General features: G+C 59.3%; 11 protein-coding genes. 10 read left to right on the forward strand and 1 reads right to left on the reverse strand.

Features of this window, described 5'->3' with window-relative positions; translation table 11 throughout:
- Positions 1-274: 274 nt before the first annotated feature.
- From lptF to pdxJ, 8 genes are all read left to right on the forward strand, one after another.
- On the forward strand, positions 275-1,396 hold the full coding sequence (gene lptF, locus CKW14_RS12970) for an LPS export ABC transporter permease LptF (protein ID WP_095050952.1): 1,122 nt from the start codon (positions 275-277) through the stop codon (positions 1,394-1,396).
- On the forward strand, positions 1,389-2,450 hold the full coding sequence (gene lptG, locus CKW14_RS12975; protein WP_095050951.1) for an LPS export ABC transporter permease LptG: 1,062 nt from the start codon (positions 1,389-1,391) through the stop codon (positions 2,448-2,450). The genes lptF and lptG overlap by 8 nt, the downstream gene beginning before the upstream one ends.
- 173 nt (positions 2,451-2,623) lie before the next feature.
- Positions 2,624-4,423: a translation elongation factor 4 gene (gene lepA / locus CKW14_RS12980; protein WP_008083639.1), complete on the forward strand. Its 1,800-nt coding sequence runs from the start codon at positions 2,624-2,626 to the stop codon at positions 4,421-4,423.
- Between the two features lie 5 nt (positions 4,424-4,428).
- The gene (gene lepB, locus CKW14_RS12985; protein ID WP_095050950.1) at positions 4,429-5,283 is read left to right on the forward strand and encodes a signal peptidase I; all 855 of its coding nucleotides are present in this window, start codon (positions 4,429-4,431) and stop codon (positions 5,281-5,283) included.
- A gap of 169 nt (positions 5,284-5,452) precedes the next feature.
- Positions 5,453-6,142, forward strand: a complete 690-nt coding sequence (rnc, locus tag CKW14_RS12990) for a ribonuclease III (protein WP_093436904.1) — start codon at positions 5,453-5,455, stop codon at positions 6,140-6,142.
- Positions 6,135-7,037: a GTPase Era gene (era, locus tag CKW14_RS12995; RefSeq protein WP_007909024.1), complete on the forward strand. Its 903-nt coding sequence runs from the start codon at positions 6,135-6,137 to the stop codon at positions 7,035-7,037. Before rnc ends, era begins: the two co-directional genes overlap by 8 nt.
- Positions 7,038-7,203: 166 nt before the next feature.
- Positions 7,204-7,893 (forward strand): DNA repair protein RecO, encoded by a 690-nt coding sequence (gene recO, locus CKW14_RS13000; protein ID WP_093436899.1) that lies wholly within the window; start codon positions 7,204-7,206, stop codon positions 7,891-7,893.
- Positions 7,894-8,098: 205 nt separating this feature from the next.
- Positions 8,099-8,842 (forward strand): pyridoxine 5'-phosphate synthase, encoded by a 744-nt coding sequence (gene pdxJ, locus CKW14_RS13005; RefSeq protein WP_095125436.1) that lies wholly within the window; start codon positions 8,099-8,101, stop codon positions 8,840-8,842.
- 125 nt (positions 8,843-8,967) lie between these two features.
- On the opposite strand, the gene mltF is transcribed toward pdxJ, so the two are convergent.
- Complete coding sequence (gene mltF / locus CKW14_RS13010; RefSeq protein ID WP_093436891.1) at positions 8,968-10,428, reverse strand: membrane-bound lytic murein transglycosylase MltF; 1,461 nt, start codon at positions 10,426-10,428, stop codon at positions 8,968-8,970.
- Between the two features lie 285 nt (positions 10,429-10,713).
- On the opposite strand from mltF, the gene purL reads away from it, so the two are divergent.
- Together purL and CKW14_RS13020 are read left to right on the forward strand one after the other, a co-directional pair.
- Complete coding sequence (purL, locus tag CKW14_RS13015; protein ID WP_095050949.1) at positions 10,714-14,610, forward strand: phosphoribosylformylglycinamidine synthase; 3,897 nt, start codon at positions 10,714-10,716, stop codon at positions 14,608-14,610.
- Positions 14,611-14,615: 5 nt separating this feature from the next.
- A complete protein-coding gene (locus CKW14_RS13020) occupies positions 14,616-14,927 on the forward strand; it encodes a YqfO family protein (RefSeq protein ID WP_016986104.1) in 312 nt (103 codons plus the stop codon).
- Positions 14,928-15,794: the final 867 nt, after the last annotated feature.

Consider the following 15,794-nt stretch of genomic DNA (forward strand, 5'->3'; position numbering starts at 1 on the left):
TGCGTTGCTCGAAGCTTATTTGGAATGACCAAACCACGCTTCTCGCGCCTTGCCCAGCACAACAGCAGACCCGGCGCGGTGTGAAAACTAATTGAGAAAGCCCCCTAGGTTGTACGATCTGCAAAGGATTACAGACATGGATGAGTGTGCGCAGTGACAGGCGCCCTCAATCACAGGATAATGCCGCATCTTTTTTCGACGGCTCTGCGTTGCGGGCCGGTCGATGTGTTTGCTTGTTTGGCCGCCTTAGCCTGACAACCCTGGAGTGTCTGGTTTGATCGTCTTCCGTTATCTGTCCCGCGAAGTCCTGTTGACCCTCAGCGCCGTGAGTGCCGTGCTGCTGGTCATCATCATGAGCGGTCGCTTCATCAAATACCTCGCTCAGGCCGCTGCTGGCCAGCTCGATCCGGGCTCGCTGTTCCTGATCATGGGCTTTCGTCTGCCGGGGTTCCTGCAACTGATTCTGCCGCTGGGCCTGTTCCTCGGGATCCTGCTGGCGTACGGTCGCCTGTACCTGGAAAGCGAGATGACTGTGCTTTCGGCCACCGGCATGAGCCAGCAGAAGCTGTTTCGCATGACCTTGTTCCCGGCGACCCTGGTCGCGCTGGTCGTCGCGTGGCTGAGTCTGGGCCTGGCCCCGCAAGGCGCTAACCAGTTCCAGTTGCTGCTGAACAAGCAGGACGCCCTGACCGAATTCGACACCCTCGAGCCGGGTCGCTTTCAGGCCCTGCGTGATGGCACTCGGGTCACCTATACCGAGACCTTGAGCGACGATCGCGTCAATCTGGGCAGCGTATTCATTTCGCAAAAGAACCTCGGTGCCGATCAAAAGGATCGCGGGATTTCCGTGCTGGTGGCCGAAAGCGGTCGCCAGGAAGTGCGTCCCGACGGCAACCGCTACCTGATCCTCGATAACGGCTACCGCTACGACGGCAGTCCGGGTCAGGCCGATTACCGCGCTATTCATTACGAAACCTACGGTGTGCTGCTGCCCAAGCCGGATGTCAGCGAAGAAGTCACCGACCGTGACGCCATGCCGACCTCGTCTCTGCTGGGCAGCGATGACATCCGCTCCAAAACCGAACTGCAATGGCGTTTGTCCCTGCCGCTGCTGGTGTTTATCGTGACCCTGATGGCGGTGCCGCTGTCGCGAGTCAATCCGCGCCAAGGGCGTTTCCTCAAGCTGCTGCCGGCGATTCTTCTTTATATGGCTTACCTGACCATTCTGATTGCCGCCCGCGGCGCCCTTGAAAAAGGCAAGATCCCGCCAGCCCTGGGCCTGTGGTGGGTGCATGCGATCTTCCTGTTCATCGGTCTCGGTTTGCTCTATTGGGAGCCGCTGCGTCTGAAGATGGCCAGCCGTCGCGCTGCAGCGCTGGAGGTGGCCCGTGGTTAAACTCGACCGTTACATCGGCAGCAGCGTGTTCATGGCGATCATCGCCGTGCTGGCAATCATTCTTGGTCTGGCGACCTTGTTTGCCTTCATCGATGAGATGGGCGACGTCAGCGACACCTACACCCTCGTCGATGTCCTCAGCTTCGTATTGCTGACCGCGCCACGCCGTCTCTACGAAATGTTGCCAATGGCCGCACTGATCGGCTGCCTGATCGGCCTCGGCAGTCTGGCCAGCAGCAGTGAGCTGACCGTCATGCGCGCCGCTGGCGTGTCCATCGGCCGGATCGTCTGGGCTGTAATGAAACCAATGCTGGTGCTGATGCTGGCCGGCGTACTGATCGGCGAGTACGTTGCTCCTGCGACCGAAAGCATGGCCCAGGCCAATCGCTCGCTGGCGCAAGGCAGCGGCGACGCGCAAAGCGCCAAGCACGGTATGTGGCACCGTCAGGGTGAAGAGTTCATCCACATCAACGCCGTGCAACCCAACGGCCTGCTGTATGGCGTGACCCGTTATCACTTCGACAAAGAGCGTCACCTGCTGAGTTCGAGTTTCGCCAAGAAAGCCGAGTTCGACGGCAATAGGTGGCAACTCACCGACGTTGCCACCACGCTGTTCCATGAACGCAGCACCGAAGTCGTCAATACCCCGAGCGAGCAATGGGACGTGGCGTTGAGCCCGCAATTGCTCAGCACCGTGGTCATGGCACCGGAATCGCTGTCGATCAGTGGTTTGTGGGGCTACATCCACTATCTGTCCGAGCAGGGCCTGAGCAACGGCCGCTACTGGCTGGCATTTTGGGTCAAGGTGTTGCAGCCGCTGGTGACCGCAGCACTGGTGCTTATGGCGATCTCCTTCATTTTCGGTCCGCTGCGCTCGGTAACCCTCGGTCAGCGGGTGTTTACCGGCGTGCTGGTGGGCTTCACTTTCCGTATCGTCCAGGATTTGCTCGGCCCGTCGAGCCTGGTGTTCGGTTTCTCGCCGCTGTTTGCGGTGCTGGTGCCGGCCGGGGTCTGTGCGCTGGCGGGTGTCTGGCTGCTGCGAAGAGCCGGTTGATGACAGGCGATTGACCTGTGCTTTAAACCTCGAAAACGCCTCGGTCGACAGATCGGGGCGTTTTTGCATGCAATCCGGGTGACAGGCGAACGTGACGCTTGCGCCGTGTATCAGGTACAATTCCCGGCTATTTTTCGGCGGGCTATGCCTGCAGCCTTTTTGAGTGTTGATCCGTGAGTGATTTGAGTCATATCCGCAATTTCTCCATCATCGCCCACATTGACCATGGCAAGTCGACGCTGGCCGATCGCTTCATCCAGATGTGCGGCGGCCTGGCCGAGCGTGAAATGGAAGCCCAAGTACTGGATTCCATGGATCTGGAGCGTGAACGCGGGATCACCATCAAGGCCCACAGCGTTACCCTCTATTACACCGCCAAAGACGGCATCAAGTACCAGCTGAACTTCATCGACACTCCGGGCCACGTCGACTTCACCTACGAAGTCAGCCGTTCCCTGGCTGCGTGTGAGGGTGCCTTGCTGGTGGTCGATGCCGGTCAGGGCGTTGAAGCTCAGTCCGTAGCCAACTGCTACACCGCGATCGAGCAGGGCCTTGAGGTCATGCCGGTGCTGAACAAGATCGACCTGCCGCAGGCCGATCCTGATCGCGTAAAAGACGAAATCGAGAAGATCATCGGCATCGATGCCACCGACGCCGTCACCTGCAGCGCCAAGACCGGCCTGGGTGTCGACGAAGTCCTCGAGCGTCTGGTGCACACCATTCCTGCGCCGACCGGCAACATTGAAGATCCGCTGCAAGCGTTGATCATCGACTCCTGGTTCGACAACTACCTGGGCGTTGTTTCCCTGGTGCGTGTACGTCATGGCCGCGTGAAGAAGGGCGACAAGATCCTCGTCAAGTCCACCGGCAAGATCCATCTGGTCGACAGCGTGGGCGTGTTCAACCCGAAACACACCGCCACCACTGATTTGAAAGCCGGCGAAGTGGGCTTCATCATCGCTAGCATCAAGGACATTCACGGTGCACCGGTCGGTGACACCCTGACCCTGGCCTCGACCCCGGATGTTGAAGTGCTGCCCGGCTTCAAACGCATCCAGCCACAGGTTTACGCCGGTCTGTTCCCGGTCAGTTCCGACGACTTCGAGGACTTCCGCGAAGCGCTGCAGAAGCTGACCCTCAACGACTCGTCGTTGCAGTACACCCCGGAAAGCTCCGACGCACTGGGCTTCGGCTTCCGTTGCGGCTTCCTTGGCATGTTGCACATGGAAATCATCCAGGAGCGCCTCGAGCGCGAGTACGACCTGGACCTGATTACCACTGCGCCAACGGTAATTTTCGAGCTGGTGCTGAAAACCGGTGAAACGATTTACGTCGACAACCCATCCAAGCTACCGGATGTGTCGTCGATCGAAGACATGCGCGAGCCGATCGTGCGGGCCAACATTCTGGTGCCGCAGGAACACTTGGGCAACGTCATCACCCTGTGCATCGAGAAGCGTGGCGTTCAAGTCGACATGCTGTTCCTCGGCAATCAGGTGCAGGTCACCTACGACCTGCCGATGAACGAAGTGGTCCTGGACTTCTTCGACCGTCTCAAATCCACCAGCCGTGGCTATGCTTCGCTGGATTACCATTTCGATCGTTACCAATCGGCTAATCTGGTGAAACTGGACGTGCTGATCAACGGCGACAAGGTCGATGCCCTGGCGTTGATCGTGCACCGTGACAACTCGCACTACAAAGGTCGCCAGTTGACCGAGAAGATGAAAGAACTGATTCCTCGTCAGATGTTCGACGTAGCCATTCAGGCCGCCATCGGTGGTCAGATCGTTGCCCGGACAACCGTCAAGGCGCTCAGAAAGAACGTATTGGCCAAATGCTACGGCGGTGACGTCAGCCGTAAGAAGAAACTGCTCGAGAAGCAAAAGGCCGGTAAGAAACGCATGAAGCAGGTCGGCAACGTGGAAATTCCACAAGAAGCCTTCCTCGCAGTGCTCAGGTTGGATAGTTAGGTCCTATGTCACTAAATTTCCCGCTGTTGCTGGTCATCGCCGTGTTCGTCTGCGGCCTGTTGGCGTTGCTTGATCTGTTGATCCTGGCGCCGCGTCGGCGTGCTGCCATTGCCTCCTATCAAGGCAGTGTCAGCCAGCCTGATGTAGTGGTCGTTGAAAAACTGAACAAAGAGCCGCTGCTGGTCGAATACGGCAAGTCGTTCTTCCCGGTGTTGTTCATCGTGCTGGTGCTGCGCTCGTTCCTCGTGGAACCGTTTCAGATCCCTTCGGGCTCGATGAAACCCACCCTGGACGTCGGCGACTTCATTCTGGTGAACAAATTTTCTTACGGGATCCGTCTGCCGGTGATCGACAAGAAAATCATCGAAGTGGGTGATCCGCAGCGCGGTGACGTGATGGTGTTCCGCTATCCAAGTGATCCGAGCGTCAATTACATCAAGCGTGTAGTCGGCCTGCCGGGCGATACGGTGCGTTACACCGCCGACAAGCGTCTGTTCATCAATGGCGAGTCGGTGGCCGAACAGTTGGTCGGCCCGGAGCCGGGCATGCTCGGCAGCGCCGAGTTCTACAAAGAAAAGCTCGGCGCTGCCGAACACCTGATCCGCAAGGAAATGAGCCGTTACCGCGCCACGCCGGACCATACTTGGACCGTGCCGGCCGGGCACTACTTCATGATGGGCGACAACCGCGACAACTCGAACGACAGTCGCTACTGGGATGATCCGAACATTCCCAAGGATCTGCTGGGCATGGTTCCAGACCAGAATATCGTCGGCAAGGCCTTCGCGGTCTGGATGAGCTGGCCGGAATCAAAACTCAGTCACCTGCCGAATTTTTCGCGGGTTGGCCTGATCAAGTAATTACACACGGCGCTGTTGACCACAGCGCCGAATGCATTTCTGGAGCCGGCACAATCGGCTTCGCAATCGCCAGGATTTAATTTTTGAACACAGCGTTAATTGTCCCAGGCCTGCGCCGCATCCCGGCGATGGCAGTGGAATCCAGCCACGAACTCAGCGTGGGTAAACCGTGAGCGTTTCTCTAAGCCGTCTCGAGCGCCAGCTCGGTTACACCTTCAAGGATCAGGAGCTTATGCTGCTGGCCCTGACGCACCGAAGTTTTGCCGGGCGCAACAACGAACGCCTGGAATTCCTCGGCGATGCCATCCTCAATTTTGTCGCCGGCGAGGCACTGTTCGATCGCTTCCCGCTGGCACGCGAAGGCCAGTTATCGCGTTTGCGCGCACGCCTGGTAAAAGGTGAGACGCTGGCCGTACTGGCTCGCGGTTTCGACCTTGGCGATTACCTGCGACTGGGTTCCGGTGAGTTGAAAAGCGGCGGTTTCCGTCGCGAATCGATTCTGGCCGATGCCCTCGAAGCCTTGATCGGCGCGATCTACCTTGACGCCGGCATGGATATGGCGCGCGAGCGCGTGCTGGCCTGGCTGGCTGGCGAGTTCGAAGGCCTGACGCTGGTCGATACCAACAAGGATCCGAAGACCCGCCTGCAGGAACACCTGCAATCGCGCGGTTGTGAACTGCCACGCTACGAAGTGGTGGATATCCAGGGCGAGCCGCACTGCCGAACCTTCTTCGTCGAGTGCGAAGTTGTCTTACTGAATGAAAAAAGCCGAGGTCAGGGTGTAAGCCGTCGTATTGCCGAACAGGTAGCGGCCGCCGCAGCACTGATTGCCCTGGGCGTGGAGAATGGCAATGACTGATACAAACGCAACTCGCTGTGGCTATGTTGCCATCGTCGGCCGTCCCAACGTCGGTAAGTCGACGCTGCTGAACCACATCCTTGGCCAGAAGCTCGCCATTACCTCGCGCAAGCCGCAGACCACTCGCCACAACATGCTCGGGATCAAAACCGAAGGTGACGTGCAGGCGATCTACGTCGATACCCCTGGTATGCACAAGGGTGGCGAAAAGGCCCTGAACCGTTACATGAACAAAACCGCTTCGGCAGCGTTGAAAGACGTCGACGTGGTGATCTTCGTAGTCGATCGGACCAAGTGGACCGACGAAGACCAGATGGTTCTCGAGCGTGTGCAGTACGTTACCGGCCCATTGATCGTTGCGCTGAACAAGACCGACCGCATCGAAGACAAAGCCGAGCTGATGCCGCACCTGAGCTGGTTGCAGGAGCAGTTGCCAAACGCGCAGATCATCCCGATCTCCGCGCAGCACGGGCACAACCTCGACGCGCTGGAAAAGGTTATCGCTGATCATCTGCCGGAGAACGATCACTTCTTCCCGGAAGACCAGATCACCGACCGCAGCAGCCGGTTCCTTGCCGCCGAACTGGTGCGCGAGAAAATCATGCGCCAGATGGGCGCTGAGCTGCCGTACCAGATCACCGTCGAAATCGAAGAGTTCAAGCAGCAGGGCAAGACCCTGCACATTCATGCTTTGATCCTCGTTGAGCGCGACGGCCAGAAGAAGATCATCATTGGCGACAAGGGCGAGCGTATCAAACGCATCGGCACCGAAGCGCGCAAGGACATGGAGCTGCTGTTCGACTCCAAGATCATGCTCAACCTGTGGGTCAAGGTGAAGGGCGGCTGGTCCGATGACGAGCGTGCGCTGCGTTCGCTGGGTTACGGCGACCTGTAATCACCGATCCAGAGAACACCGATACCCACTGTGGGAGCGAGCCTGCTCGCGAAGAGGATGTAACATTCAGCCTTGATGTTGACTGTCACTCCGCTTTCGCGAGCAGGCTCGCTCCCACAGTGGTTTTGGGTTGTGTGTAAAACTGCGTTTCTTCATCGAGAACCCAATGTCGCAAAACCCGCCTCCGGCCCAACCCGCCTATGTCCTGCATTCTCGCGCCTACCGCGAAACCAGTGCGTTGGTGGACTTCCTCACGCCGCAAGGTCGGCTGCGGGCGGTGTTGCGCAGTGCGCGGGGCAAGGCCGGGACATTGGCGCGGCCGTTCGTGGCGCTGGAAGTCGAGTTTCGTGGCAAGGGCGAGCTTAAGAACGTCGGGCGCATGGAGAGCTCTGGCACCTCGGCGTGGCTCAACGGTGAAGCGCTGTTCAGCGGTCTCTATCTGAATGAATTGCTGATTCGCCTGCTGCCTGCCGAAGACCCGCACCCGGGTGTCTTCGATCACTACGCCGCGACCTTGCTGGCATTGGCTGAAGGTCGTCCGCTGGAGCCGTTGCTGCGCTCCTTTGAATGGCGGCTGCTGGACGATCTCGGTTACGGCTTTTCGTTGAATACCGATGTCCATGGCGAACCTGTTGCGCCGGATGGTCTTTATCGTCTGCAAGTGGATGCCGGTCTTGAGCGGGTCTTCCTGCTGCAACCCGGCCTGTTCAACGGCGTCGAATTACTGGCCATGGCCGAAGCCGACTGGACCGCCCCCGGCGCGCTCTCCGCCGCCAAGCGCTTGATGCGTCAGGCACTGGCTGTTCACCTGGGCGGTCGCCCTCTCGTCAGTCGCGAGCTGTTTCGCAAGCCCTAAGGGTCTGTTTACGTCTGGACGCGGCGCAACGGGCGCTGGCTGCGCGCAGGGCCGCGTTGCTCGGAACTCATTTGGCGCAACCAAACTTCGTTCCTCGCGCCTTGCCCTGCACTCAGCCAGCATCCCGTTGCCGCCGCGCCCAGACGTAAACAGACCCTTCACCGTGTATGCTGTGCGCCGAATCTTTCCCTTCAGGAGCACATCCGTGACCACCAGCAATCGCATTCTTCTTGGCGTGAACATCGACCACGTCGCCACCCTGCGTCAGGCTCGTGGCACGCGCTACCCGGATCCGGTCAAGGCGGCGCTGGACGCGGAAGAGGCGGGGGCCGATGGCATCACCGTGCACCTGCGTGAAGACCGTCGGCACATTCAGGAGCGCGATGTCTTGCTGCTCAAGGATGTGCTGCAAACCCGCATGAACTTCGAAATGGGCGTCACCGAAGAAATGATGGCGTTTGCCGAACGCATTCGTCCGGCGCACATCTGCCTCGTCCCGGAAACCCGTCAGGAGCTGACCACCGAAGGCGGTCTGGATGTGGCAGGACAGGAGGAGCGCATCAAGGCAGCGGTTGAACGTCTGTCGAAGATCGGCAGCGAAGTGTCGCTGTTCATCGATGCCGACGAGCGCCAGATTGCAGCGTCGAAGCGTGTCGGTGCGCCGGCCATCGAACTGCACACCGGCCGTTACGCCGATGCCGAAACCCCGACCGAAGTGGCTGAAGAGCTCAAGCGTGTCGCCGATGGCGTGGCGTTTGGTCTGGCCCAAGGCCTGATCGTTAACGCGGGTCACGGTTTGCATTACCACAACGTTGAAGCCGTAGCGGCCATCAAAGGTATCAACGAACTGAACATCGGCCATGCGCTGGTGGCGCATGCGTTGTTCGTCGGGTTCAAGTCTGCTGTGTCTGAAATGAAAGCGCTGATTCTGGCGGCTGCCAAGCAATAAGATCACCGCGTAACAACTGTGGGAGCGAGCCTGCTCGCGAAAGCGGTGTATCAGTCAAGCATGATGTCGACTGACACGACGCCTTCGCGAGCAGGCTCACTCCTACATTTGATTTGGGGTGTTGATTAGAGCGGGGCAGGTTCTTGTGCGGGTTTTGACTTATCGATGCCCGGCACATGCAGATTGCCCTCGGCCACTTGATCGCCTTCAAGTTGCGGTTGGGTCACCCAGGTCAAAATGTCGTAGTAGCGACGAATGTTCGCCACAAAATGCACCGGCTCGCCGCCTCGGGCGTAGCCATAACGCGTCTTGCTGTACCACTGCTTCTGCGACAGGCGCGGCAGGATTTTCTTCACGTCCAGCCATTTGTCCGGGTTCAGCCCTTCCTTGGCCGTTAGCTTACGCGCGTCATCCAGGTGGCCACTGCCGACGTTGTAGGCCGCGAGGGCGAACCAGGTGCGGTCCGGCTCCTTGATCGAATCGTCGAGTTGGTCCTTCATATAAGCCAGGTACTTGGCGCCGCCCATGATGCTCTGCTTCGGATCGAGGCGGTTGGACACGCCCATTGCCTGTGCCGTGTTCTGGGTCAGCATCATCAGCCCGCGCACGCCGGTCTTCGAGGTAACCGTCGGCTGCCACAGCGATTCCTGATAACCAATGGCCGCCAGCAGACGCCAGTCGACTTTCTCTTTCTTCGCGTAGTTCTTGAAGTGCTGTTCGTACTTCGGCAGACGCTGCTGCAAGTGCTGGGCGAAGGTCGTGGCGCCCATATAGCCGAGAACATCGACGTGGCCGTAATAGCGATCCTTCAAGCGTTGCAGGGTGCCGTTCTTCTGCACTTTGTCCAGATACGCGTTGATTTCGTTGAGCAAGCTGTTGTCTTCGCCCGGGCCCACGGCCCAGCTCTGGCTGCGTGCATCGCCGAGGTCGAAGGCCACGCGAATATTGGTGAAATACACCTGATTCATCGCCACTTCGTTGGAATCGACCAGGGTCAGGTCGATCTGGCCTTCATCGACCATGCGCAGCAGGTCGACCACTTCAACCGCGTCGGACTCTTCGTATTCGATGCCGGGGAATTTCTTTTTCAGCTCCGCCAGTTGCTCGGCGTGGGTGCTGCCCTTGAGCACCATGATCTTCTTGCCGACCAGATCGCCAGGATCGGTCGGCCGTGACTGGCCGTTGCGATAGATGATCTGCGGGGTGACTTCAAGGTAGGAGTGCGAGAACCGCACCTGCTGCTTGCGCTGTTCGCTGCTGACCAGACCGGCGGCGGCCAGCACCGGGCCGTTCGGCTTGCCGATCTGATCGAACAAGTCATCGAGGTTGTCGGCGGTCTCGATCTTCAGCTCTACGCCCAAATCGTCGGCGAAGCGCTTCACCAGCTCGTATTCGAAGCCGGTTTCACCGCTGCGATCCTGAAAGTAGGTGGCGGGGCTGTTACGGGTAATCACCCGCAGCACACCATCCTCCTTTACGCGCTCGAGTGTGTTGGGTTTATCAACACAGCCACCGAGCATCAGGAAGAGTCCGGTTGCGATCAGCCATTTGGCGTACCGCGGACGCAAAGCCGTTGGGAAAAACATCTGCGCAGTATACGCAAACGGCTGCGGGCGCCATATCTCGACAGTGCAGGGCGAGTCTGCTAGCAATCACAAAACTGCACGAAACCCCGCAGGAACGGGGCTTGACGGCATTTTGTTACAGTAAAAATAAGCGGCATCTGAATAGCTGATTTACCTGACTCTGAAGTCGGAAACACAGATTGATACCCGAGTGCAACCGTGCGTAGCGTTTCGGGTGATGTTGAGGGCGGTTTAGGCTAGAATGCACGGCCTCAAAGCACACCCCTTCCCGAGGCTGTCCCGAAGATGTTGATCCTGCGCGGCGCTCCTGCCCTTTCTGCCTTTCGCCACAGCAAACTCCTTGAGCAACTGAGCCAGAAGGTTCCGGCTGTCAGTGGCTTGTATGCTGAATTCGCTCACTTCGCCGAAGTCACCGGCGTCCTGACCGGCGACGAACAGCAGGTGCTTGCGCGCCTTCTGAAGTACGGTCCAAGCGTTCCGGTACAAGAGCCGACCGGCCGTCTGTTTCTGGTGTTGCCGCGTTTCGGCACCATCTCGCCATGGTCGAGCAAGGCCAGCGATATCGCCCGCAACTGCGGCCTGAGCAAGATCCAGCGTCTGGAACGCGGTATCGCCTTCTACGTTGCCGGTCAGTTCAGCGAAGCCGAAGCGCAGCAGATTGCCGACGTGCTGCATGACCGCATGACCCAGATCGTGCTGGCCAACCTCGAGCAGGCCGCCGGTCTGTTCAGCCACGCCGAGCCGAAGCCGCTGACTGCAATCGACATCCTCGGTGGTGGTCGCGCTGCGCTGGAAAAAGCCAACACCGAGCTGGGCCTGGCTCTGGCTGAAGACGAGATCGATTACCTGGTCAATGCCTTCAACGGTCTCAAGCGCAACCCGCACGACATCGAACTGATGATGTTCGCCCAGGCCAACTCCGAGCACTGCCGCCACAAAATCTTCAACGCCAGTTGGGATATTGATGGTGAGAACCAGGAAAAAAGCCTGTTCGGCATGATCAAGAACACCTACGTGATGCACAGCGAAGGCGTTCTGTCGGCTTATAAGGACAACGCCTCGGTGATCGTCGGCAACGTTGCCGGCCGTTTCTTCCCGAATCCTGAAACCCGCCAGTACGGCGCGGTGCAGGAGCCGGTGCACATCCTGATGAAGGTTGAAACCCACAACCACCCGACCGCAATTGCCCCGTTCCCGGGTGCATCGACCGGTTCCGGTGGCGAGATCCGCGACGAAGGTGCAACCGGCCGTGGCGCCAAGCCAAAGGCTGGCCTGACCGGTTTCACCGTGTCGAACCTGCAGATTCCGGGCTTCGAACAGCCGTGGGAAGTGCCGTACGGCAAGCCTGAGCGCATTGTTACCGCGCTGGACATCATGATCGAAGGCCCGCTCGGCGGCGCTGCGTTCAACAACGAATTCGGTCGTCCGGCCCTGACCGGCTACTTCCGTACCTTCGAACAATCGATCACCACCCCGCACGGTGACGAAGTTCGCGGTTACCACAAGCCGATCATGTTGGCCGGCGGCATGGGCAACATCCGTGAAGAACACGTCAAGAAAGGCGAGATCGTCGTTGGCTCCAAGCTCATCGTCCTCGGCGGCCCGGCGATGTTGATCGGTCTGGGCGGCGGCGCTGCTTCCTCGATGGCCACCGGCACCAGCTCGGCGGATCTCGACTTCGCTTCCGTGCAGCGTGAAAACCCTGAAATGGAGCGTCGCTGCCAGGAAGTCATCGACCGTTGCTGGCAACTGGGCGACAAAAACCCGATCAGCTTCATCCACGACGTCGGCGCGGGCGGTCTGTCCAACGCCTTCCCGGAACTGGTCAACGACGGCGACCGCGGTGGCCGTTTCGAACTGCGCAACATTCCCAACGACGAGCCGGGCATGGCCCCGCACGAAATCTGGTCCAACGAATCCCAGGAACGTTACGTTCTGGCGGTAGGCCCTGAGGACTTCGAGCGCTTCCAGGCGATCTGTGAACGTGAGCGTTGCCCGTTTGCTGTAGTCGGCGAAGCCACTGCCGAGCCGCAACTGACCGTGACCGACAGCCACTTCGGTAACAACCCGGTGGACATGCCACTGGAAGTGTTGCTGGGCAAAGCCCCGCGCATGCACCGTTCGGTAGTTCGTGAAGCCGAATTGGGCGATGACTTCGATCCGTCGAACCTCGACATCACCGAGTCCATCGAGCGCGTTCTGCATCACCCGGCCGTGGCGAGCAAAAGCTTCCTGATCACCATCGGCGACCGCACCATCACCGGCCTCGTGGCCCGTGACCAAATGGTTGGCCCATGGCAGGTTCCGGTGGCCGACGTTGCTGTCACCGCCACCAGTTTTGACGTCTACACCGGAGAAGCGATGGCAATGGGCGAGCGGACTCCGCTGGCACTGCTGGACGCTCCGGCGTCGGGCCGCATGGCCATTGGCGAAACCCTGACCAACATCGCTGCTTCGCGCATCAACAAGCTCTCCGACATCAAACTATCGGCGAACTGGATGTCGGCTGCCGGCCACCCGGGCGAAGACGCGCGTCTGTACGACACCGTGAAAGCGGTCGGTATGGAACTGTGCCCTGAGCTGGGCATCACCATTCCGGTGGGCAAGGACTCGATGTCCATGGCCACCCGCTGGAACGATAACGGCGAAGAAAAAACCGTGACCTCGCCGATGTCGCTGATCGTGACCGGTTTCGCGCCAGTGGCTGACATCCGTCAGACCCTGACTCCGGAACTGCGCATGGACAAGGGCACCACCGACCTGATCCTGATCGACCTCGGTCGCGGTCAGAACCGTATGGGTGCTTCGATCCTTGCTCAGGTTCACGGCAAGCTCGGCAAACATGCGCCGGATGTCGATGACGCCGAAGACCTGAAAGCCTTCTTCGCAGTGATCCAGGGCCTCAACGCCGACGGTCACCTGCTGGCTTACCACGACCGTTCCGACGGTGGTCTGCTGACCTCCGTGGTGGAAATGGCCTTCGCCGGCCACTGCGGTCTGAGCCTGAACCTGGACAGCGTTGCCGAGTCTTCGGCGGAAATCGCTGCGATCCTGTTCAACGAAGAGCTGGGTGCCGTGATCCAGGTTCGTCAGGACGCCACGCCAGATATCCTCGCGCAATTCAGCGCGGCCGGTCTGGGCGACTGCGTGTCGGTGATCGGTCAACCGATCAACAATGGCCAGATCAACATCACCTTCAACGGTGACACCGTGTTCGAAGGTCAGCGTCGTCTGCTGCAACGTCAGTGGGCCGAGACCAGCTACCAGATCCAGCGTCTGCGTGATAACGCCGACTGCGCTGAGCAAGAGTTCGACGTGCTGCTGGAAGAAGACAACCCGGGCCTGAGCGTCAAGCTCAGCTACGACGTCAACCAGGACATCGCCGCGCCTTACATCAAGAAAGGCATCCGCCCTCAGGTTGCCGTGCTGCGTGAGCAGGGCGTCAACGGTCAGGTGGAAATGGCCGCCGCGTTCGACCGCGCCGGTTTCAACGCGATCGACGTGCACATGAGCGATATTCTGGCCGGCCGTGTCGACCTGAACGAGTTCAAAGGTCTGGTGGCCTGCGGTGGTTTCTCCTACGGCGACGTTCTCGGCGCCGGTGAAGGCTGGGCCAAGTCGGCACTGTTCAACAGCCGCGCCCGCGATGCATTCCAGGGCTTCTTCGAGCGTAACGACAGCTTCACCCTCGGCGTGTGCAACGGTTGCCAGATGATGTCCAACCTGCACGAGCTGATTCCGGGCAGCGAATTCTGGCCGCACTTCGTGCGCAACCGCTCCGAGCAGTTCGAAGCGCGTGTCGCGATGGTTCAGGTTCAGGAGTCGAACTCGATCTTCCTGCAAGGCATGGCCGGTTCGCGTATGCCGATCGCCATTGCTCACGGTGAAGGTCACGCCGAGTTCTCCAGCGAAGAAGCCCTGCTGGAAGCCGATCTGTCCGGTTGCGTGGCGATGCGTTTCGTCGACAACCATGGCAAGGTCACTGAGCGTTATCCGGCCAACCCGAACGGTTCGCCGCGCGGGATTACCGGTCTCACCAGCCGTGATGGCCGTGTGACGATCATGATGCCGCACCCGGAGCGTGTGTTCCGCGCGGTGCAGAACTCGTGGCGTTCGGAAGACTGGAACGAGGATGCACCTTGGATGCGTATGTTCCGTAACGCGCGCGTCTGGGTTAACTAAGGCCTGTGTACAAGCTCGCCTTTTTTGTTCCTGACAGTCATGTCGAGGTGGTCAAAGGGGCTGTGTTCGCTGCCGGTGGTGGGCGGATCGGTGACTATGACCACTGTGCTTGGCAGGTGCTCGGTCTGGGCCAGTTTCGACCGTTGGACGGCAGTCAGCCGTTCATGGGCGAGGCGGGGCGGGTTGAGCGGGTTGAGGAGTGGAAGGTTGAGCTTGTGGTGGCGGATGAGTTGATCGTTGCTGTGGTGGCGGCTCTCAAGTTGAGCCATCCCTACGAGACACCGGCGTATGAGGTGTGGCGGCTGGAAGATTTCTGACTTTTCTTGCTGCTGAAACGGGAAACCCGCAGATGAGTGATTGTCTGCGGGTTTTTTGTTGCCCCCCGATTTTCCAGGCAATGGGAATCCAATGTGGGAGCGAGCTTGCTCGCGAAAGGCGTCGTATCAGGCAATGATGTTCTGACTGATCGGGTACATATCCGTTGCTGCGGTAACGGCTTCTTAGGGTTCCGCCCTTACGGCGGGTCACTTTTTACAAACGCCTAAAAAGTAACCAAAAACGCTTGCCCCAACGTTCGGCCCACTCGCTAAAGCTCGGGGTTCCTTCGCTCCGGGATCCATCCGGGCGCATCGCCTACGGTTTGCTTCGCTGCACCTCCTCTCGCTGTGTTTGGCTGCGCCAAACGGTCGCTGCGCTCCCACCCCCGGATCAATCCCTCCACTCAGCCTGCCGACGGGGCCTGTGGATCAAGATCAAGAGCAGCAGCCGAGCTAACGCTCATCCTGTTGAGTGGTGAAGAGCACGGGGTGTTCGGCTTTTGATTTGTGTTGGAGCTGCCCCTCACCCCAGACCTCTCCCGAGGGAGAGGGAGCCGATTTGTGGGCTTTTCAGGATCTGAATTCGACTCGGTATTTCACGTCGGCGAACATCCACCAAACACCCCGGTCAGTCCCCTCTCCCTCTGGGAGAGGGCTAGGGTGAGGGGCTTTTGATCTGTTTCAGAATCTGAATTCGACTCGGTATTTCACGTCGGCGAACATCCACCAAACCCCTCGGTTGATCTGGTCAAACGATACTGGACACGGTTATAGGGTTTTACCCTTTTTCATGCCGCCAGGGCCTCCATGTCCACCGGAGTTCGGTAGCCATTGTGACTGTGCAGCCTGATCCGATTGTAATAATGG

The organism is Pseudomonas sp. Irchel s3a12, assembly GCF_900187485.1.
Lineage (GTDB): Bacteria > Pseudomonadota > Gammaproteobacteria > Pseudomonadales > Pseudomonadaceae > Aquipseudomonas > Aquipseudomonas neuropathica.

What these genes read in the sequence shown, in the direction of transcription:
- purL (WP_095050949.1), top strand. Translation starts at nt 10,714, where the DNA reads ATGTTGATCCTGCGCGGCGCTCCTGCCCTTTCTGCCTTTCGCCACAGC.
- era (WP_007909024.1), top strand. Translation starts at nt 6,135, where the DNA reads ATGACTGATACAAACGCAACTCGCTGTGGCTATGTTGCCATCGTCGGC.
- recO (WP_093436899.1), top strand. Translation starts at nt 7,204, where the DNA reads ATGTCGCAAAACCCGCCTCCGGCCCAACCCGCCTATGTCCTGCATTCT.
- lepB (WP_095050950.1), top strand. Translation starts at nt 4,429, where the DNA reads ATGTCACTAAATTTCCCGCTGTTGCTGGTCATCGCCGTGTTCGTCTGC.
- mltF (WP_093436891.1), bottom strand. Translation starts at nt 10,428, where the DNA reads ATGTTTTTCCCAACGGCTTTGCGTCCGCGGTACGCCAAATGGCTGATC.